Origin of the sequence: Acanthopleuribacter pedis, assembly GCF_017377855.1 — a bacterium.
GTDB lineage: Bacteria > Acidobacteriota > Holophagae > Acanthopleuribacterales > Acanthopleuribacteraceae > Acanthopleuribacter > Acanthopleuribacter pedis.
The window spans coordinates 322,679-342,405 of record NZ_JAFREP010000005.1 but is presented as its reverse complement, the minus strand read 5'-3'; the positions used below and the strand labels follow the sequence as shown (position 1 = coordinate 342,405).

Sequence of the window (19,727 nt, the reverse complement as noted above, 5' to 3'; positions counted from 1 at the left end):
GACCCAACAGAACGACTTGATCTAGCCGAACAACTTCTGGAGCGTGTCAACGGGTTTGCAACACCTGAACCGGCCGATTATTGGTGCAAGGTCGCAGAACAGCGCCTCAAAGATTATCAGACGGGAAAAGAAAAAGGCATCCCCGCGGATGAAGTTTACCAGCGTATGGTGGCACTCCTTCGTGAAGGTCGATTATCACCCTGAGCCTGAGGTTGATCTCAGAGACGCCCTTAGATATTGCGAATCGGTGCGCCAAGATTTAGCAGCGAGATTTATTGATTCGATCAGTTCGAGCACGAGGGTTTTGGGCGTTTTCCCAAAAATCGGTTACCACCTCAACCATAAAGGGACTCGCAGAATTCGCGTAAGGGGTTTCCCTTACAATCTTTTGTACCAAATTTCGCCTGACCACATTTTGGTTATTGCTGTCGCCCATCAAAACCGAGACGCACGCTATAGGGCACATCGGGTTTGACCCTTCTTCCAGAAGCACAAAAACTGATAGACCAAAGGTTCCCGTGGTTCAGACTCCGTCAAGGGCTAAATCGGGCCGGATAAATACGATGAAGGAATTAACCGGCGGCCCTTAGCTGATCCTTGGCTTCCTCCAGGGTCTTTTGGGCCCAGCTGTGGCCACGCTCAAACGCGGCCCACACTTCTTGAACCTCAGCCAAAACCGTGGGTTCGCGGCCCGCGGCTTCGTACAAAGCTTGGGCCAATTTCGCGGTTCCGAGGGCGCCGACATTACTCGCCGCCCCCTTGACGGCATGGGCGACCTGGCGCACGTTCGCCATGTCCCCGCGCGCCACGGCCTCACCCAAGGCACGCACCTGCCCCGGCACCCAGTCGAGGTAGGTTTGCATGAGTGAGGCCAGCAATTTTTTGTCGCCGGCCACATTGGCAAGCGCCTGGCTTAACCCGGTTGTTTGGGGGGGGACCTCGAAAGAATCAAGCGCGGCCTCAAGCTCGGCTTGATCGCCGCGCGGTTCAATACCCAACCAGTAAGCCAACTTATCTTCAAGTGTCACAAACTGGACCGGCTTCGAGAGGTAGTCGTTCATCCCCGCCTGCAGACACAACGCCTGCTCGCCCTCCATCGCATTGGCGGTAACGGCGATGATCGGCAGGGAGCGCATCCCGTCACCCGCGGCCCCGCCGCGGATCTCGCGGGTTACCTCGTAACCGTTCATTACCGGCATGTTGCAATCCATTAACGCCAAAACGACCTGGGGATTTTTGAGCAGAACCGCAAGGGCCTCGCGACCGTTGCCCGCGGTTACCACCGGCAACGCCAGCTTTTTGAGCAAACCCTTTAGCACCTCACGGTTGATTTGATTATCATCAACTACCAAAATAGATGCGTCCGGCGCCAAGCCCAAATCTCGCGTTTTTTTGCCAACAGCCGATGCATCATCCCGTTCGCTTCGAACAGCGCGTTCGGGGCGCCCCAGGCAATGGAACAGTTCGGTCGGGGTAATGGGTTTGGTGATGCGGCGCGCTTTACCCAGGACAGTGGCATCCACATCGCTGTTTTGCGGCATGGCCACAAACACCCGGGAAGCGGGAACCGAACGCGATTCGGCAAGGTAAAGCAGCAACAGGGAATCGTACAAATCAGGCAACGAAAAATCAATGAAGGCAAGGTCAAACACGCCGGGATGATCTTGGAGGTGATGCACCGCATCGGCGGCGCTTGTCACGGCCGTCACCTCGGCGCCACACCGGTTGAGCAAGGCGCACAGGGCCTCGCGCGCGGCGGGGTTGTCCTCCGCCAGCAACACTTTTTTTCCCTGCAGATCCGGGATGCTCCTCGCATCACGCCGGAACCGCGACACTTTCACCACGATTTCAAAGGAAAACCGGGTGCCACTCCCCTTTTGGCTCTCAACCCAAATACGACCACCCATCATTTCTACCAGCTTGCGGCAAATCGCCAGCCCGAGCCCGGTGCCACCGTAGCGACGCGCCGTGTCGCTGTCTTCTTGGTCAAACTCGCCAAAAACCTTGTCCATCTTATTCGCGGCAATGCCGATCCCGGTGTCCTCAACCGAACAGGCCAACACCCATTGCGCGTCTTTTTCGATGGTTTTGGCCCGAATGAGAATGTGGCCTTCCTCGGTGAACTTTACGGCGTTGCCGATCAAGTTGGCCAACACCTGTTTCAGGCGATGGGGATCGCCGACAACCCCGCTAACGGTCACCTCGGCGATGTCCAGCACCAGTTCCAAACCTTTTTCCTGGGCGGCAAGCGCCATGGAAAGGCTAAGCTCACCCAGGAGTTTGGGTAAATCAAAAGCCACCTCGTTGACGGCCAATTTACCCGCTTCAATTTTGGAAAGGTCCAGCACCTCGTTGATCAGCATCAGCAGGGTTTGCGCGCTGTTTTGGGCCATGTGCAGGTAACGCGCTTGACCGCGCGACAAAGGCTCGTCTTCCATCAACTGCAGCATGCCCAAAATGCCGTTGAGGGGCGTTCGAATTTCGTGGCTCACGTTGGCGACGAACGAACTTTTGGCATCGCTGGCACGCTCTGCTTTCTCACGCGCAACGTCAAGCTCGCGCGTTCGCTTTTCAACCTGTTGCTCCAAGGATTGGTTGAGCTCGCGGATTTTCGCCTCGGCCCGCCGTTTCTCCGTTACATTGCGCAGAATGGCGGACACCCCGCTCACACGTTCCCGTTTGCGAATCGGTGAGAGGGTGAGCGCGACTTCGATGGCGTTGCCTGTCGCGGTGCGCATGGTCACATGCTCCAGGTAACCGTGTTCACCGGCCACGACACGGTTAATGACCCCCTTGTCTAACTGGGCCTCCTCTTTCGGCTTAAGCATTTCCCACACCAGCCGGCCAAGCACCGTACCTCTTTTGAAACCAAACAATTCCACCGCGGCACGATTCCAACTGGTGATTCGACCCTCGACGTCCATCGCGATAATGGCGTCCGAGGAACTGTTTACCAGCGCTTCAAAAGCCTCACGGGTTTCGCCTAGCCGCAGGCGGTTGCGGTAATAAAGCTGCAGGAGCACCAAAAACACCAGGGCGGCGGCAAGAATACCACCGAGCGCGGAGAGGGTTCCCTGACGACGCTGCTCGACAAGAGCGCTTAAGTCGGCCTCTGAAATGCCCAACAGCAGGGTCAGATGACGGCCGGACTCACGGCTTGAAAAGGGGAACAGGTGACGTACCACCCGATACGTCTGTTCCTCGCGAAGGTTCTCGACCACTTGCAAGCGGTTGTTTTTGTGGGCGATGGGGGAAAATTCTTGACCCAAGTCGAAGCCGTCACCGTTTTGAATCGCAAATCGGTGGCGTTTTTCGGGGTGCAACACAAACTCACCATTGCTTTTGACCAAGTAAACCTTAAACGGGGCTTCTACCCGGGAAAGAATCCGATTCAGCACCTGATCCGCCGCGACATTCACAATCAAAATGCCGAATTCAGCGCCTTCCTCGTCGACCACCTTGGTGCTGACGCGAAAGGTGGGCCAAGCGGGAAACTCCACCTTGCCGTGTTCCCGATTTAAGTTGATATCAGAAAGGCGGATGGTGCCGGGATAGGTTGCCAAGGCATCTTGAAAATAGGGCTCATTTTGTTTGGATTGAAGATGTTGCGGCCCGAAACGGCGGGTTACCCCGCCGTGGTGATCAACCCGTACCAACTCCATCCCTTCCTGCTCCACCCCAATCAAACGGGCTTGCGCCAAGTCGTCGTTGGCCGCCAAAAAAGCCTCAAAAATGACCGCCAGTCGCTCCCGCCACAAGGACAACGGGGTCCCGTCGACCGGATCGCGGCTTTCGTGACGCATGGCACGCGAGATACCGGTCATCGGCGGGGTAGCGCTGAGAAAACGCACGTCGCCGCGGGCCGCATCGACCTGTTGCTCCAACAAAGCGGTACAGGTTTGCAATAATTCGTTCATGCGGGCTTCGGTTTCTGCAACGACTTGTTTTTCGTTTTGCAGACCGACACGCCACATCAGCAGCACACTGAGTAGCAAAAACAATCCCGTCAGGCTGATAAAGTTCCGTTGCAAACCCACCACTCCTTGCCGCGGACCCAGGCGCTAACCCGCATTTCACACAAGGATTCGTCCCGAGAAGCAGAAAGCCTTGTGAGTACGAAGATGACGACCGAGAGACGGCACAGGGGGCCGACCATTCGGCGTGGCAGCTGAGGCGAAGACAGCTCGAACGAGCATGGCGGAAGGCCGCCCCCCTCGTAATCGCATGGTTTGTCCCGTAGCAGAATTCCTTGTGAGAAATGCGGGCTAGGAAGTTGAACCCGGGTAAACGACAACGACCTCGCTAGCCGTGCCCTCCGAAGCACTTCGCCAGGCCGCGAGAGGGACCGAGGATCACCACACCGAAAACGGGCGGACCGCCGCCTCAAGCATGTTCGGTTACCCCGGACGTGTGCTATGGGCCGTATAGAGAAGATAGGAAGGTGGCTTATTCTAAGCTAAAAAACCAAGCTTAGGCAAAAAACATTGCCGACACCAGGATTTTCGCCGTTATTCATCATCCCAATCATCGGTAATATGTTTGCGTTTCGGCTTTGGTGGCTGTACCTCTTCCAGCGCCCGCACATTAAGACCGGGCAACTGCTCACGCAGCGCATCATCACTTTTGTTGTAAAGATCCAAAAGGCCTTGGTAAGGATCGCCGTCAAGTCCGAAGTACTTGGCAAAAGCAGGTTCCGTTTTGATCCCCTGACCTTTCAACACGCGAATGGCGCGATGCGCCTCGTACCCCGCCAACCGCAGCAAGCGTTCCTCAATTTCCATGTGGCGGAAGGCGACTTGGTGGCGCACCGGGATCTGCTGCGCGAAAAACTCCACCTGAACACCGCGGCAACGCAAGGAAGCAAACATCGTCGGCAACGCCCCGTCCAGCAATGCTTCGCAACGAAATTCGGGATAACGACCGTAATATGCGGTGAGTTTACTTTCGAAGTCCAGCAGGTTGGCCGCTTCACACAAAACATCCAAATCGGAGTCGTCCACCTCTAAATCAAGTGGATACGAACCGGCCAGCAACGGCTTGTAGGCCTTGAGCTTGTAAAACACGTCCAGCTCGCGCAGCACCTGGTAGGCGGCCCGTTGTCGGTCGTGACCGTTCATGAGGTAGGTTATGTCGTGCCAATCACGCCCCATTGGTTCCCCCGCGACTTGAACATCATCATGAATCACAGCATAAGTCGGCGAAGCTGACAATGGATGCGGATCACGATCCACGCGGCTTAGTCAGCTTCACACACCCGCGCCCTGCCAAGATCCTTGGCACGGTACAGCGCGCCGTCGGCACGCTTGAGCAGTTGCTCCAGGGTTTCACCCTGCTTGAGTTCGGCGAAGCCGCCGCTCAAACTGATGTTGAACTTGAGTTCCTTAAACACATAGGGTTTCTCGGCAACCGCTTTACACAAGGAATGCGCCGTGGCACGCGCCTTGGCCGGCTCGAAGCCAAAAAACACCAGGCAAAATTCGTCACCGCCAAGTCGGTACAACACCTGTCTGGAACCCACCTTATGGTTCACCAACTGAGAAAAGTTGACCAGCACGTCATCGCCGGCCTGGTGGCCGTAGGTGTCGTTGATTTCCTTGAAATGGTCGAGGTCCATGTAACACAAAGACAAGGGCTTCCTTTCACGGCGTGCCTGCACCACCATTCCGGGAACACGGTTGTCAAAGGCCCGCCGGTTGTACGCCCCGGTTAGGGTGTCCGTCATCGCTTCTTCCGTGCGTTCGGCCACCTCCCGTTCGAGTGCCGAGATGCGCTCCTGGTAACGGGTCATCGCCTCGGCAACCTGCCCCATCTCACTTTGGAACTGCTCCGTTGCTTCCTTCATGCGTGTCCCGCGCTCAATCAAGTGTTGCGATAAGTTTTGCAGCACCACCATGTCCTTGGCGGCTTTTATTTGTTCAATTGCGGTTCCCAAGGTTCCCGAATACGCGCTGGACTGGGAATCGGCCTTTTTTAGATGCTCGAGCACTTCCTCAAGTACCTGGCCGACTTTGTTGGGCAAATCGCCCGCGGGGACGTCTTCCGGCACGCTGTTCTGACGCAGCAGGAAGGCATCACGCGCTTTGACCAAAGCCTTCAGCTTCAACCGCACCAAATGCGGCCCTTGTTCCACGTCGACCCGCTGGGTCAGCTTTTCCAACGTATCGATGTGATGTTGGACCTTTTCGTCATCGGCCCGGAGTACCTCGATAAAGAGACGGATTACCTCTCGCGGGGACATTTCTTTCGCATCCATCGCAGCAACCTATGGGTGGTGACAAACCATTGTTTGTCTAAAATTCGGCATGCCACCTATTGTACTGCAACTCGCCCGATTTTTGAGATAGGCACCCGCGATGCGTAAAAAAACATCAGGAGACAACGGCTTCGCGGTTCGTTTTACCCAAAACAGCGCGATTCATAAGTACTCAGAGAAGAGACGGCGACAAGCCGGTGTGTGTAAAGCCCAGATAAAAAACGATTCGGTAGAACCGGCACACCAGGTTACCCGTCCGCGTTGATCCCAATGCAAGGCAATCGCGGCCAGACCGAAACCGCGTTGTTCCGCTTCTTTCAAGCCGCGGCGCATACCCGCGATCAGATCCCCGCCGTCGTCACAGCGCGTGGCCAACTGAACAGCAAAACCTTGGTTCAAAATGTGTTCGCCGTAACCCGTACAGCTCACCGCGGTTCGCTCGGTACAAAAGTTGCCCGCTACCGTGGGCGTATCGCCGACCCGGCCCACCGTTTCGTTGCCGACACCGCCGGTACTGGTTACGGCCGCCAAACGCCCCGGTGCGGCAAAACCCACACAACCGACCGTGCCTTTGCCGTCGGCCCGGTGCGGTCCCTTCAACGAAGCATCGCGCAGCGCCAACCAGCGTTCAAAGCGATGGGGAACCACCAAAGATTCACGAGCCATCCCCAGCCGCCAAGCCAGGTTTTCGGCACCATGGGTATCCAATACAGGGAAACGTTCCTGTTGCAGGTAAGCCGCCAAATAAGCAGGATGCCGCACATCACGCACATTCATCACCGCGGAAAAGGTGCGCCGCCGGCTCTCCATAAACGCCGCACTCACCCGCGCCTGCCCGTCCTCCTGCAGCGCCGCGCCGTAACCCGCGTTAAAACAGGGTTCGTTTTCAAGCAGCATCGCCGCCGCCAGCGCCCGTCGCTCAACCGGTGCCAAGGCCGTATCTCGCGCCTTCAGGCCGCGCACCATTTGGTCCGGGTTCTCCGGCAGCCCCATGCCCTGAATCACACGGTCCAAAGCCGCGACGGCCTCCCCGGTGGCGCCGTCCTTGGGGTCTTCCGGCCCCGCACCGCCGTGAATTAAGGTCACCTGGCCGATCTCACCCAGATCCACCACATCCACATGCCCACCTTCCAAAAACGCAACCATAAGTCGAGAACTCCACAGGAAATTTTATTTTCATTTTATATCACACATGAATTTAATTTTTCACGCTTAACTTTCCCGCGCGGCTTGCGAAGGTCTCGATAAACGGGTCGATGTGGTGGAAATTTCGATGCGAAAGGCGGCGCGCCGGCATCACACCGTGAAAACACCTAGAATAATCGCTGAAGGCGCGCCATGCCGAAGCGATTATTTTCTCCCCAAACCCCGTGAGGTATCTATGATTCATCGCACCCACCATCGTCCTCAATCCCCGCGTTTTTGGGTATTGCTGCTCGCGGCAGCATGGTTGATTACCCCGCCGCTTGCCGCCGAGGGCCCCCGCCTCGTTGAGGAGGTCGGCCGCCGCGAGTTCCGCATCTACAGCGACGGGTTCCCCTTGAAAACAGGCGGTCACGTGGGCCGCATGCAACTGGAGAAGCGGCTTAAACGGCTTGGTTACCAGCGTGTTAAAGCCAAGCCCAAAAAACCCGGCCGGTTCTTCTGGGGTAACCAGACGTTTTGGATCTACCAGCGCCGCCACATTCAGCGCGGCAAAAACAAGCCGGAGCGGCTGTTCGGGCTCAAACTCCAAGGCGGCGTCATTCGCGGCGCGGTCAACGCGGAAGGCAAACCCCTTTCCGCGGCGAAAAGCGACGGCTTGATGCTGGAACCCGAACTGCTGGCGGAATCCCTGGACGGGGACCGCGCCAAGCGGGTGGCATTTGCCCTGGACGACATTCCCGAGCAGGTTTGGCGTCCCCTCCTCGCCGCCGAGGATGCCCGCTTTTTTAGCCATCACGGCATTGACGCCCGCGCGCTCGGCCGCTCGCTATGGGCCAATATCAAGGCCGGCAAGGTGGTTCAGGGCGGCAGCACCATCACCCAACAACTGATCAAAAATCGCGATCTCACGCCCAAGAAAACACTGGGCCGCAAAGCCTCGGAAGCGGTGCGCGCGCTGCAACTGGAAGCCAAGTACAGCAAAGAAGAAATCCTCGAGGCCTACTTAAATTACGTTTACCTCGGCCATATCGACGGTCTGCACATCTATGGTTACGGCACGGCGGCACGTTGCTTTTTTGGCAAAGACCTGGCGGACTTAAGCCTGGCGGAATGCGCGACCTTGGCGGCCATGGTTCAGGGCCCCAACCGCTTGGCGCCCCACCGCCATCCGCAACGCGTGAAGAAACGCCGCGATTGGGTGCTCAGCAGGATGGCCGAGCTGGAATGGGCCGACGCCGACGCCGTGGCGCGCGCCCAACGCGAACCGGTCCGCACCAAAAAAGACGCCTTACCCGCCACGGGCAAAGGCCGTTTCCTGGCCTGGGTTGCCGAAATCCTCGGCGATGAACACAAACGCCGCAGCAACAACAAACGCGGGTTCGTGGTTTACACCAGCCTCGATCCCCTGCTGCAAGAAGCGGCCGAAAAGGAAGTGGCCCGACGCGGTGACAAACGCCTCGACACGGCCCTGGTCGCGCTCGACGCCGAAACCGGCGGCGTGCTGGCCTACGTCGGCGCCGATCCCACCGACCGCCGCGACGATTTCGACCGCGCCCGCCTCGGCAGCAGGCAGCCAGGCTCGACGCTGAAACCCTTCATCCTTTTGGAAGCCTTTTCAAAAGGGTTTGGCAAGGATGCCGTCACCCCGGCCGGCCGGATCGCGGATCGCCCCCTTGAAATCGACATTGACGGCAAACCCTGGCGTCCGAAAAACAACGACCGCAAGTTCCACGGCACGGTTTCGGTGCGTTCTTCCCTCCGCCATTCCTACAATGTGCCTTTCGTGCGCCTCGGCCGCGCGGTGGGTTACGCGCGGGTCGCCGCGCGTTTTGAGGACGCGGGTTTCCAGGTACCGCGCCCGATTCCGCCCTCGTTCCTGCTGGGTGCGATTGAAACCTCACCCCTTTCCCTTGCCGAGGCTTACACCGTCTTTGCCACCGGCGGCGTGCGCCTTGAAGCCCAGCCGATCTGGCAAACGGAGAAACCCAACGGCGGGCGCCTCAAACGCTACCGCCGCGACAGCAACCGCGTGGCTTCCGCGGCAAGCACCTGGCTGGTGCGCGAATTGTTGGCCGATGTGGTCGCCAACGGCACGGGCAAGGCGGGCAAACTCAAGGACATCCGTGCCTACGGCAAAACCGGCACCTCCTCGAACCGGCGCGACGCCTGGTTCGCCGGCTTCGCGGGCAGCGTGGTCTGCGTCACCTGGGTCGGCAACCAAAAGGACGGCAAGGTCCGCGTCAGCGGCGGTAATCAAGCGGCCAAGCTGTGGCGCGGCTTCATGAACCAAGCGGCGACGGCCCGTCCCCCCAAGGACGTGCCCAAACCCAACAACATCGTCGCCTCGTGGATCGATCCCAAAACGGGACACAGCGTCAAGGCGGGCAAACGCGGCGCCTATGAGGAGCAGTTCCGCCGCGGCACGGTCCCCAATCGCAAGCGTTGGTGGCGCATCAACAAACCCACCCCGGTGATTGAGTAAACCGCCGTTGTCCCCCTTTTCAATCAAACCCAAGCGGGTTTGGCGTTTCGTCTGTTTTCGCGCCTTTAGCACGTTCCTCGCGAGTCCCGCGAGGAACGTGCTGGAGCCGTCAACTGAAACGAACCCCAAACCCGTTGAATGGATAAGCAGACACCGTTAATAACGCGCGCCCGCGGTTTGCTCGGGTAACGCGGCACGGATGCGCGCTTCTTCCTCATCGCTAAACGCAATCTGCAAGGCGCCGAGGTTTTCCGCCAAGCGCGTGATCTTGCGCGTACCGGGGATGGTCACCAAACTGCTGTTCTGGCTGTGGACCCAGGCCAAGGCGATTTGCGCGGCCGTCGCTTCTTTTTCGGCCGCCAGTTCTTCCAACAGGGCCACAAACCGTTGGTTGGCCGCCATGGTTTCCTCTTGGAAACGCGGATTGGTGCGGCGCCAATCATCCTCGCTCAGGCTCTCGCGGTTGGGAATTTTGCCGGTTAAGAAACCGCGCCCCAGGGGACTGTAGGCGACAAAGGTAATCCCCAGTTCGGCACAAACCTCGAACAGCTCGGCCTCGGGCTCGCGCGACCACAGCGAGTACTCGGTTTGCAGGGCGCTGATGGGATGGACGGCGTGGGCACGGCGCAGGTCGTCCGGGGTCACCTCGGACAAGCCCAGGTAACGCACCTTGCCGGCCTCAACGAGGCCTTTCATCGCGCCGACGGTTTCCTCAATCGGCACCTCGGGATCTTTGCGGTGCATGTAGTAGAGATCGATGTGTTGGCGTCCCAGTCGCTTCAGGCTCGCCTCACAAGCTTGGGCCACGTACCCCGGGCGGCCGTTAAAGCCGCGGAAGTTGCGGTCTTCGCCGCGCACGATTCCGAACTTGGTGGCCAGCACCAGTTGGTCCCAGCGGTCGGCGAAGGCGCGCCCCAACAAGGTCTCGTTGGTGTGCGGGCCGTAGATGTCGGCGGTATCAAAGAAATTAACGCCCATTGCCAAAGCAGCGTGCAGGGTGCGAATGGATTCGGCCTCGTCGCTGGGTCCGTAGAATTCGGACATGCCCATGCAGCCCAGGCCCATGGCGCTGAGGGTTAGGTCACTCCGACCGAGGCTAATGCTCGGTTCAATCATAGGTTTGATGGTCGATTCTGTGGTCATGGTTTTGCCTCCGTGCGGCGTTCTAACGCCGACGAAAGCCATCCTACGCGGTTTCTAAAAGGTGTATAAGGCAGCATTTATCCTGGTATAAATTCTACCTGGCTAGCCCACACTTCTCACCAGGAATTCTGCTACGAAGCGGAAACCCATGTGATTACTTCGCTTACTCGGTCGAGCCGCCTTCGCCGTAGCGCTGCTACGCCTGTGCCGTCTCTCGGTCGTAATCTTCGTACTCACAAGGCTTTCCGCTTCTCGCGACGAATCCTGGTGAGAAATGTGGGCTAGCGCTTCAACGTTTGATAGATTGGAGCAGAAGCCGCAAAAGACGGGAGGGCGCCATGGTATTAAGTGAAGCACGTTGTCGCGAATTGGGCGAGTTTTTACGGGTCTGCCGCGCGCGCCTGCAACCGGAAACGGTCAACCTCCCACGCGGCAAACGGCGCCGCACGCCGGGACTGAAGCGCGAGGAAGTCGCCATGCTGGCCGGCGTGAGCACGGAATGGTACACCCATTTGGAGCAGGCCCGCCAAGTACGCGCCTCGCCGGAAACCCTGACCGCCATTGGTGAAGCACTCCAGCTTCAACCCAGAGAAATCAACCACTTGCTGCAACTCGGGGGTTACCAACCCAACCCAACGCCCGCGTCGGCCCGCTTACCCAGCTTGAGCCCGCAACTCCAGCGCCTGCTCGACGTTTTCCCCTACCCCGCTTGGATTTACAACGCGCGTCGCGACATTTTGGGCGGCAATGCTCCGGCCAATTTGGTCCATGGCGACCTGGCCGGCGCGCAAGGATACGAACGCAATGCGCTCTATCGCTTGTACATGCCCACCGAGTACCGTGCGCGGCTGGTGGACTGGGAGCGGCACGCCAAAGGTTTTGTCGGCGTGCTGCGGCTCCAGTACGCGGAACTCCTGGACGATCCCTGGACCGCCGATTTGATTCAGTACCTGGTGACCCATAGCCCCGAGTTTGCGGGTTGGTGGAACAGCCACCACATCCAACCTTACCAGGACGGCGAAAAAGAATACGACCACCCGGAACTGGGCCGACTCGCTTTTGAATTCACGGTCAGCGAACTGCACGACACCCATTTCAGTCATTGTTGCCTGGTTCAATTTGTGCCCAAACCGGGCACCGACACGGCGGAAAAATTGCGGCGTCTCGAAGGTCGGTATTAGGCGGATCCCACCCAAAAAGCCGGCCTAACCAAACAATCGGTCTAATCGACCGGCGCCAGCAGGATATCGGGCAAGTCGTTAAGCTGCTCCAAAAACACCTCGGGCCGATCCAAGGCGCGACCGATGATCAGGCCGCCTTGAATCAGTACCACGGCCCGTTCGGCCCGCGCCGTCGCCACCTCGGCGGGAATCTCAGCGCGCACCAACAAGGCGGCAATTTCGCGAATCAGGGCCTGGACATGCCCCTTAACCGTCTCGCCCAGAAGGTCTTTGGCGGACCCCATCGAAAAGACGTCTACCAAACAGGAAAGCTTGCCGTTGCCATAGAAGGCGGCCAGATTCACGCACAGTTCTTTAACAAGCCAATCGACGGAAACCGGCTTGTGCATGGGCGCCACCACCTGTTCCATCAAGGCTTGGCCGACATGGTCCAGCACGGCCTTGGCCATGTCTTGTTTCCCCTTCGGGAAGTGATGGTACAGGCTCGCCTTAACCAAACCGGTGGCCTGCGACAAACGCGACAAGGTGGCGCCGTCATACCCCCAGGTTCGGAACTCATGGGATAAGACCCGCAAAACTTCTTCTTTCGCAATCACCGCCGGCGGCATAGAACCCTCCTCAGCAAACACGCGCCGTATCGAGGCGGGGTGTCGGCGATTCATTATACCGATTGTTCACCCCAAACACCAAAAAAGCGCGACAGCCAAAAACCCGCCACACCACTAGACCGATCAAATCCAAGAAAACTTGCAAACTCAACCATATTTATTTCAATTATTTAAGAACAAAATCAACCGTCCACCTTTCAAAACACTTGCACACAACCGAACGATCGGTATAATTCACTTCATCGCCGCGACAACCAACACCGCCGGCGCACACCTTACCTTTTCAGGAGACCCCACCATGAAACTCTACGATCTCGAATTATCCGGCAACTGCTACAAAGTTCGTCTGTTCCTTAACCTGCTCCAGCAACCCTTCGAAAAAGTCACGGTGAATGTCTTAAAAGGGGAACACAAATCACCCGAGTACCTGAGCATCAATCCCAAAGGGCAAATTCCAACCCTGGCCGACGGGGAATGCATCATCAGCGACAGCCAAGCGATTTTGGTTTACTTGGCAGAGAAATTTGAAGCCGAATCCTGGTACCCCAAAGACGCGCAAACCCGTGCAGAAATTCAGTTTTGGCTTTCCACCGCGGCCAACGAAGCGGGTCGCGGTCCGGCCGACGCCCGCCTCGTCAAACTCTTCGGCGCGGGTCTCGACTACAACCAGGCACGTCAAAAAACAGATGCGCTGCTCAACTTGTTGGAACAACACCTCCAAGGCCACGACTGGCTGGTCGGTGACGCGATCACCATCGCCGACATCGCCGTCTTCCCTTATGTTGGGCTGGCCGGCGATGCGGAAATCAGCCTGGAACCCTATCCCGCCGTTCGCGCTTGGCTCAACCGCATCACCACCCAGCCCAACTTCATCGGCATGCCCGGCCTGCACCCCGCCGAACAAACGGTCTAATCGATACGGGCGATCCCAACTGAATTTCGCCCCGAGGTTCAAGCATCTCGCGACGAATCCCTCGGGAAACATTCGGACCAACCGGATCGCCCACCTGACCCTAACTTATTCAACCCTAACCGCACTTCTCACAAGGATTCGGCTTCGTAGCAGCGTTCCTTGCGAGAAGTGCGGGCTAGATCGGAGGATGTATGACAGCGCAACCCCCCAACCGATTCCACCGCGGCGAGCAAGCGATTCAAGCGCGGCTCGGTGTTCGAGAGAAGATGGCCAAAATCGGCGGTCGCGTCATTCGCGACTTTATGCCGGACCAGCACCGCGCGTTCTTTGAGAACCAAGCGTTGCTGTACGTCGGCGCCCTTGATGGGGCCGGTTTCCCGCGTGCTTCGTTACTCGCGGGCCGGCCAGGATTCGTGAGGAGCCCGGATCCGCAAACCCTGCACATCAACAGCCGGCTGACGGCCCATGATCCGCTTGCACCCCAACTCAGGGTCGGCGCCAAACTTGGCTTCCTCGGCTTGGAATTCCACAGCCGCCGCCGCAACCGCGTGAACGGCACGGTTCGCGGCATCGACGCGGCGGGCGTGATCGACGTCGCGGTCGATCAGAGTTTCGGCAACTGCCCCAAGTACATTCAAACCCGACTGTCGGAATTCGCGCCACGCGCGAAACCGAACACCAAACCCGAGGCACCCAGCTCGGTACTCACCGAGGCGATGCAAGCACTGTTGCAAAAAGCAGATACCTTTTTTATCGCCAGCGCCTTTCACGGCCAAAACGGGGAAGCGGAGGATCCGGCGACCGTGGGGGTCGATGTGTCCCACCGCGGTGGTCCACCGGGATTCGTGCAACTGCTGGACGAACGGCGCTTCGCCTTTCCCGACTACCAAGGCAACTTGTTTTTCAACACGCTCGGCAACCTTCAGGCCGATCCGCGCAGCGGCTTCCTGTTTCTCGATTTTGAAAACGGGCACCTGCTCCAACTGATCGGCCATAGCAAGGTGGTTTGGGAGGAATCAAAATTGAGGTTCACCCGCGGCGCCGAGCGCATGGTCACCTTTGAATTAACCGAGGCGGTGTGGTTACGCGATGCACTCCCCTTCCAATTCACCTTCACCGATTATTCGCCCCACCTTCCTCAATAAAACCATCAACCACGGAACACGCCTTGCCGATCCAACCGAAGAGAATGTCACCCGCAAGGGGGCGCTCGCGCCCCCTTTAAGGAATGATCCCCAACCCGGGACCTCGGAAAGGAACCATGTACAGGCGAAAAAAGCACCCCGTCATTTTCGGGATAACAACCGCGGCCCTAGCTTTGCTGATGAGCGGCTGCCAAGTCTACGATCCCGATGTAACCCTGATGGGAGACATCATCCTCAGCCTGGCGGCATGGGCCGGTGTGGGTTTTGCCGGTTACAAATGGCTCGCCCGTAATCGCGAACACACCGACGACCCGGTGGTCCATGCGCTGCTTCGTCCCGAGACGGAGCCGGACCCGCCGCCACTCTTCAAAACCACTCAATACCAAGTGTTTGCCATCGCCACCCGCGATTCTTCCGAGCATCCAATGAGCGGCCTTTGTTATTTTGTGCGCGGCCTAAACAAAGCGGGCCGGCCGGTGCCCGTGGGAAAAGCGTTCACCCACATCGGCGAAGCCAAGATCCGAAGGCGCCTCCAAGTATGGAAGGCGCAGTGTGATGCTTTTCACCCGGTCAGGCTCACCACGGAAGGGTTGTGGCTATCGAGCGTACACGGGGGCGGCACCCTACCCGGCAACCCCGCGCGCTGCAAACGCTTGCTGGAAAAAGACCGACCGCGCTTGGAACGGCTGCTGGTGCTGCTGCTCACCTGGCCGTACAGCCCAACCGTGGTCGCCCTGCCCGAGGCTCAATTCGTCGGCCCGGCCGTACGCGCCAATCTGCTGGTCGAATCGCTCCGCGCCCAAAGTCCCGAGGCGATTCACCATTACCTGGCCACAACCCAAGACAGACTGGAAGCCGAACACGTGCATTTGCTGCGTTTGTACGCGGGCCACACCGGCACCCAGCTCGAGGTTGCCCGCTTGCTCTTTCACAAGCACACGGCCATTCGCCGCTTCTCTCGGGTGATCGTCCTCGGCAAAGGCTATCCCCTGCACCACCTTTTTGGCTACGCCCTGGGACAGGGTCTATTGGCGCAGGAATGTTTAAACGAATTGCAACATCATCACGACCACGCCTCGGTTCCTCATATCATTGCCTGGTACCAAAGCACCAAACCCTCGCCTGATTGGCTTAATTTCTTGCTGCGTCCTGATGACGCGCGGGTTCGCGGCTTCCTGCATCTGCTTTTGGTCCACGGCATGCGGCCCGAAAGGAAGCGGGCGGCCCAATTGCTCGCCCACGTGGGCGACCGGACCTCGACCCATTTGATTCGAACGGCCGCGCAAGAAGGCAATTTCTTGTTCAAATTTGAGGTTCAAAAAATCATCGACCAAATCGAAGCAAGAAACCCACGCGACGCCAACGCGGGCGCACTGATGGTTGTCGCCATGGAAGAAACCACGGGCATGCTGAGCCCGGCAAGCCCGGGCGACGATTTGAGCAGGGTCGCGCCCCCGGAATAAAGTCCGCGCGGCGCGCGGCCGCGCGCGGCAACGATTGCGGTTATTTCACGTTCGCGGCCGAGGCACCGTATTGCTTGGCGCCCTCGCGGGTGGCGAACGGTGGATTGACCGGATCGTAGCTTTTCTTGGGCGCGTAGTCCTTAATGGCGACGGTGCCGCCGGAAACGTTGCGACCCAGGATCCGATTGACCGCGTTTTCCCAAGTTTTCTCAACCTTGATCTTCGAAGCGTCGACAGTTTTTACCTCACCGAGGGCAAGCGGAATACCGGGTAGTACCGACACGTTGTCCTCCGCCTCATCCACCGCGGGCACGTCTTCCAGGTCGTCCACGCCGAGGGGTTGCTTGCGCCCACCGGCCGAAACAATCATCGCCACGGCGTCGGCGTCGCTTTGACCGTGCAACATGCCGTTGCCGATGATGTTGTTGTTGTTCAGGGTCAAACCCGGCATCTGTTGGTTTAGGGCCAAAATGGCGCCGCCGAAGTTGGCGTAAAACAAACTGTTGGTGATGTGAATTTCGCCGGCGGCGTCCTTGGGCCCAATCTCCAGCGCGCAAGGGTTGCCGGTGTTGGGATCGGGATTGTAGGCCCAATTGAGCAAAAAGGAGCAGTGGTCAACCACCATCTTTTTGGGTTTGTTGCGAAAACGCGCCGAATCCAACTTCAGCGGGATCACACAGTTGAGAAAAATCGAATTGATAAATCGCACCTCGGCTTGGGGCGTGGCGGCGCGGATCAAGGTTTCGATGACGCGATGGGGCGCGTTGAGAAACACGTTGTTGCGAAATTCCAGCAAATCGGTTTCAAAGTAGTTCAATTTAATAAACACGTGGGTGCTGGAGGTGCCTTTGAGGAGGCTGTTGGTTTTGGCGTCGTAGCGATTGGAGGCGGTGGCGTCCCACACCAAACCGTCGACCACCAAAGCTTTGAGTTTGGTGTTGCGCGCAAAAGTCCACAGCGGCGCGGAGCGGTCGGCGATGGTGGTGATCACGGTGGGCGTGCCGAAAGGATCGCGTTTGGCGAAGGCATTGTCGAAACCACCGATCAAGGTGAGTGACCCCGATGGATTGTTAAATTGCGGCAGCGCATAGGCACCCGAACCCAAATCCCCGTTTTGATCGCCGGCGGCCAATTTGACCACGACCTCATTTTCACCGCCGTTTAGATCGTTGGCAGCTTTGGCAAATGCTTTGGTCAAACTTTTGACCCACTTGGCTCCGGCCGCCTCCGCGGCGGCTTTGCCGGCCTCTTTGTCGCCCCCGACCAAATAGGTCTTGGCGGCAAAAACCGGTGCACAGAACAACACAAACAAAAAGACAACAAGCTGGAATCGCACCCGAACCTCCCAAATCAGCGTAAATCGGCGCATGAACCCCGCGACGTCCTCCAAATGCGGCATGGATCTTTTTTATTAGCGAAACACCAAGAAGCGCCAAAAAAGATCTCATCCCGTTGCAAAAAAAACGGCAAGCGAGAAAACGGATCAAACGTGTGGATGGGTGTATTGTAACTTAATCAGACAGGCTACCGCGCGCAAAGAATCGAACGCGCCGCGGCATCCAACAACCCGAGGGTCTAATCAGCCTGGCCACCCCCGCGCCCGCCCAAGAGAATCTCAGACTCGCACCGCGCGGCGCCGAATTAACCCTGATGGAATCCCCCGACCCAGACGATAAAACACCCTAACAAACAGGGTAACCGACGGATCGGCCACGGTTTTGCGCGTTGCATACCAACGACCCGCGCGCGAGCAACTTCCGGTCGAGACAGAGGCGGACGACGATGTTTCTTTTTTTCAGCCTAAGCGCGGCAACCCATCCAGTTTTCCAACAACCCCTCACCACCGCGGATACCACGATGGTCCTGATCGTTTTCGCCGCCACCATGGCCGGCCTCACCCTGGTCATTGGCTTCAAGCAGCTCTATAACAATCGGTTAGCCCACAGCTTCAAGCGCATCTACCCAGGCACAAATCCAGAAAATGGTTGGAAACTTGAGGTCAATGACAGCTATACCCTCACGCTTTTATTGGAAACCGATTCCTCCGGTCTCCACGCCAACAACACCTTGGTTTACCGCGTCGCCTTTCGGGAGCCCCAATCCTTTGGTTTTACCCTCACGCCCACTAAAGGCGACGACGACCCTAACACCTTTGACCTTCTCAACAAGCACTTGCGACAAAAAGATCCCTACACACCTTGGGTTTACCGCTACCAGGGTGACCATCAAATCCTTTTGCAAACCCTAGGGCCGCATCTGGCGCTTTTCGAACCCTGGCTAACCTTCGAGATCCACGATACCCATCTGATTTTTCGGCTTCACGGCGCCGGCGCGCTCCACCAGACCCGCATGCAGCAGGACCAAGCGATCATCATGGAATTGGTGGATTACCTGTTGCACCAAAAACCCAAACTCGAGGTCATCGGCCGCTACCTAGAAGGCGAACACCCGCAACCGCTGCTCCAGGCGATGTTTCGCACCATGTGCGAACACCACCAACCCGAACAGGTTCGTGAAACCCTCGGCGACGCCCTGGTGGAAAGCCAAAACCCCTTCGGCCACCTGCTCAAGCTCTACTGCGGCATGCCGGTAAGCAACGCGGGCATCCGACACGCCTTGGTGCATGACCATCACCAGACGCGCCTTGCCACCCTCGACATGCTCGCCAAACGCGACGATTACCCGCTTCACCTTTTGCTGCACACAACCCTCGGCAACCCCATCATGTTTCAAGCCCTGCTGGACCGCCTCGGCGAGCAGCAGGAGCCGGCCTGCATCCCACACCTGATCGCGCTGTTCCACCGCAACCATTACCGGCCGGAAATTTTGTCGGCGATTATCCGCGAAGACCACGAGGGCGTGCGCCACTTCCTGTTTGATGTACTTGAAAGCGGGGACAAAGACGAGCAAGTCACCGCGGTACGACACCTGCGTGCAATTGGGCAACGGGACAGCTTAGCGCCGTTGCGCGCCGCGGTGCCCGAAGCCGGCGGCACCCTCAAACGCGAACTCAACGAAACCCTCGACGTCCTCTCTGCGAAGTTCCCGGCCCACGAACACGCCGGTTCGCTGACGCCGGTTTCCGAACCAAGCCAGGGCGCACTGAGCCCGACCCCACCGACCACCGGCGCGCTCAATCAAGCCAACAACCCCAACCCGACAGCCTAACCCGCAATAGGAAGATCGGGACTCACTGAGAAAATCAACCGAACGGACACCTTAGTTTGCCGCGGAAACAAGAAGCGGAATTGGACCAAGCACCGCCACCTTGATTTTAGCCATCAATAATTGCGGCGCCGATACGATAAGAGAAACATGCATGCCCTTCGCCGCTTTTGACAGCGGGCTAGCTCACCGGCGAACACAGGGCGATATGACCCGACTTAAAAGGTA

General features: G+C 58.1%; 14 protein-coding genes and 1 pseudogene. 8 read left to right on the top strand and 7 right to left on the bottom strand.

The window, feature by feature from the left end:
• Positions 1–9: 9 nt before the first annotated feature.
• Positions 10–204, top strand: a pseudogene (locus J3U88_RS35260) (addiction module protein); the annotation flags it as partial.
• Positions 149–475: a type II toxin-antitoxin system RelE/ParE family toxin gene (locus tag J3U88_RS35255; RefSeq protein ID WP_423842043.1), complete on the top strand. Its 327-nt coding sequence runs from the start codon at positions 149–151 to the stop codon at positions 473–475. The pseudogene J3U88_RS35260 and the gene J3U88_RS35255, both read left to right, overlap by 56 nt.
• 97 nt (positions 476–572) lie before the next feature.
• On the opposite strand, the gene J3U88_RS08015 is transcribed toward J3U88_RS35255, so the two are convergent.
• From J3U88_RS08015 to J3U88_RS08000, 4 genes are all read right to left on the bottom strand, one after another.
• The gene (locus J3U88_RS08015) at positions 573–4,031 is read right to left on the bottom strand and encodes a response regulator (protein WP_207858143.1); all 3,459 of its coding nucleotides are present in this window, start codon (positions 4,029–4,031) and stop codon (positions 573–575) included.
• Positions 4,032–4,508: 477 nt separating this feature from the next.
• Positions 4,509–5,150, bottom strand: coding sequence for a DUF4269 domain-containing protein (locus J3U88_RS08010; RefSeq protein WP_207858142.1), 642 nt, complete (start codon positions 5,148–5,150; stop codon positions 4,509–4,511).
• An 86-nt stretch (positions 5,151–5,236) separates the two neighbouring features.
• The gene (locus tag J3U88_RS08005) at positions 5,237–6,253 is read right to left on the bottom strand and encodes a GGDEF domain-containing protein (protein ID WP_207858140.1); all 1,017 of its coding nucleotides are present in this window, start codon (positions 6,251–6,253) and stop codon (positions 5,237–5,239) included.
• A gap of 162 nt (positions 6,254–6,415) precedes the next feature.
• Positions 6,416–7,399, bottom strand: coding sequence for an isoaspartyl peptidase/L-asparaginase (locus J3U88_RS08000; protein WP_207858138.1), 984 nt, complete (start codon positions 7,397–7,399; stop codon positions 6,416–6,418).
• A 235-nt stretch (positions 7,400–7,634) separates the two neighbouring features.
• Between J3U88_RS08000 and J3U88_RS07995 the strand changes: the two genes are divergently transcribed.
• Positions 7,635–9,881: a transglycosylase domain-containing protein gene (locus J3U88_RS07995; RefSeq protein ID WP_207858136.1), complete on the top strand. Its 2,247-nt coding sequence runs from the start codon at positions 7,635–7,637 to the stop codon at positions 9,879–9,881.
• Between the two features lie 156 nt (positions 9,882–10,037).
• On the opposite strand, the gene J3U88_RS07990 is transcribed toward J3U88_RS07995, so the two are convergent.
• Positions 10,038–11,024 (bottom strand): aldo/keto reductase, encoded by a 987-nt coding sequence (locus J3U88_RS07990; RefSeq protein ID WP_207858134.1) that lies wholly within the window; start codon positions 11,022–11,024, stop codon positions 10,038–10,040.
• A 338-nt stretch (positions 11,025–11,362) separates the two neighbouring features.
• Here J3U88_RS07990 and J3U88_RS07985 point away from each other — a divergent pair, with 338 nt between their 5' ends.
• Positions 11,363–12,205 carry a helix-turn-helix transcriptional regulator gene (locus J3U88_RS07985; RefSeq protein ID WP_207858132.1) on the top strand — a complete coding sequence of 281 codons (843 nt, stop codon included), beginning with the start codon at positions 11,363–11,365 and terminating at the stop codon, positions 12,203–12,205.
• Positions 12,206–12,246: 41 nt separating this feature from the next.
• Here the strand turns inward: J3U88_RS07985 and J3U88_RS07980 are convergent, their stop codons facing one another.
• Positions 12,247–12,813 carry a TetR/AcrR family transcriptional regulator gene (locus J3U88_RS07980; RefSeq protein WP_207858130.1) on the bottom strand — a complete coding sequence of 189 codons (567 nt, stop codon included), beginning with the start codon at positions 12,811–12,813 and terminating at the stop codon, positions 12,247–12,249.
• 298 nt (positions 12,814–13,111) lie between these two features.
• Between J3U88_RS07980 and J3U88_RS07975 the strand changes: the two genes are divergently transcribed.
• The 3 genes from J3U88_RS07975 to J3U88_RS07965 all read left to right on the top strand — a co-directional run bounded on the left by J3U88_RS07975 (position 13,112) and on the right by J3U88_RS07965 (position 16,334).
• Positions 13,112–13,726: a glutathione S-transferase family protein gene (locus tag J3U88_RS07975; protein WP_207858128.1), complete on the top strand. Its 615-nt coding sequence runs from the start codon at positions 13,112–13,114 to the stop codon at positions 13,724–13,726.
• Between the two features lie 191 nt (positions 13,727–13,917).
• A complete protein-coding gene (locus tag J3U88_RS07970; protein ID WP_207858126.1) occupies positions 13,918–14,871 on the top strand; it encodes a pyridoxamine 5'-phosphate oxidase family protein in 954 nt (317 codons plus the stop codon).
• A gap of 116 nt (positions 14,872–14,987) precedes the next feature.
• Entirely contained in the window at positions 14,988–16,334 is a 1,347-nt protein-coding gene (locus J3U88_RS07965) for a hypothetical protein (RefSeq protein ID WP_207858124.1), read from the top strand.
• Positions 16,335–16,374: 40 nt separating this feature from the next.
• Here the strand turns inward: J3U88_RS07965 and J3U88_RS07960 are convergent, their stop codons facing one another.
• Positions 16,375–17,670 carry a hypothetical protein gene (locus J3U88_RS07960; protein ID WP_207858122.1) on the bottom strand — a complete coding sequence of 432 codons (1,296 nt, stop codon included), beginning with the start codon at positions 17,668–17,670 and terminating at the stop codon, positions 16,375–16,377.
• A 446-nt stretch (positions 17,671–18,116) separates the two neighbouring features.
• Here J3U88_RS07960 and J3U88_RS07955 point away from each other — a divergent pair, with 446 nt between their 5' ends.
• Positions 18,117–19,502, top strand: coding sequence for a HEAT repeat domain-containing protein (locus tag J3U88_RS07955; protein ID WP_207858120.1), 1,386 nt, complete (start codon positions 18,117–18,119; stop codon positions 19,500–19,502).
• Positions 19,503–19,727: the final 225 nt, after the last annotated feature.

What these genes read in the sequence shown, in the direction of transcription:
- J3U88_RS07965 (WP_207858124.1), top strand. Translation starts at nt 14,988, where the DNA reads ATGTACAGGCGAAAAAAGCACCCCGTCATTTTCGGGATAACAACCGCG.
- J3U88_RS07990 (WP_207858134.1), bottom strand. Translation starts at nt 11,024, where the DNA reads ATGACCACAGAATCGACCATCAAACCTATGATTGAACCGAGCATTAGC.
- J3U88_RS07975 (WP_207858128.1), top strand. Translation starts at nt 13,112, where the DNA reads ATGAAACTCTACGATCTCGAATTATCCGGCAACTGCTACAAAGTTCGT.
- J3U88_RS08005 (WP_207858140.1), bottom strand. Translation starts at nt 6,253, where the DNA reads ATGGATGCGAAAGAAATGTCCCCGCGAGAGGTAATCCGTCTCTTTATC.
- J3U88_RS07955 (WP_207858120.1), top strand. Translation starts at nt 18,117, where the DNA reads ATGTTTCTTTTTTTCAGCCTAAGCGCGGCAACCCATCCAGTTTTCCAA.
- J3U88_RS07985 (WP_207858132.1), top strand. Translation starts at nt 11,363, where the DNA reads ATGGTATTAAGTGAAGCACGTTGTCGCGAATTGGGCGAGTTTTTACGG.
- J3U88_RS35255 (WP_423842043.1), top strand. Translation starts at nt 149, where the DNA reads ATGAAGTTTACCAGCGTATGGTGGCACTCCTTCGTGAAGGTCGATTAT.
- J3U88_RS08000 (WP_207858138.1), bottom strand. Translation starts at nt 7,399, where the DNA reads ATGGTTGCGTTTTTGGAAGGTGGGCATGTGGATGTGGTGGATCTGGGT.
- J3U88_RS08010 (WP_207858142.1), bottom strand. Translation starts at nt 5,150, where the DNA reads ATGGGGCGTGATTGGCACGACATAACCTACCTCATGAACGGTCACGAC.
- J3U88_RS07995 (WP_207858136.1), top strand. Translation starts at nt 7,635, where the DNA reads ATGATTCATCGCACCCACCATCGTCCTCAATCCCCGCGTTTTTGGGTA.
- J3U88_RS07970 (WP_207858126.1), top strand. Translation starts at nt 13,918, where the DNA reads ATGACAGCGCAACCCCCCAACCGATTCCACCGCGGCGAGCAAGCGATT.
- J3U88_RS07980 (WP_207858130.1), bottom strand. Translation starts at nt 12,813, where the DNA reads ATGCCGCCGGCGGTGATTGCGAAAGAAGAAGTTTTGCGGGTCTTATCC.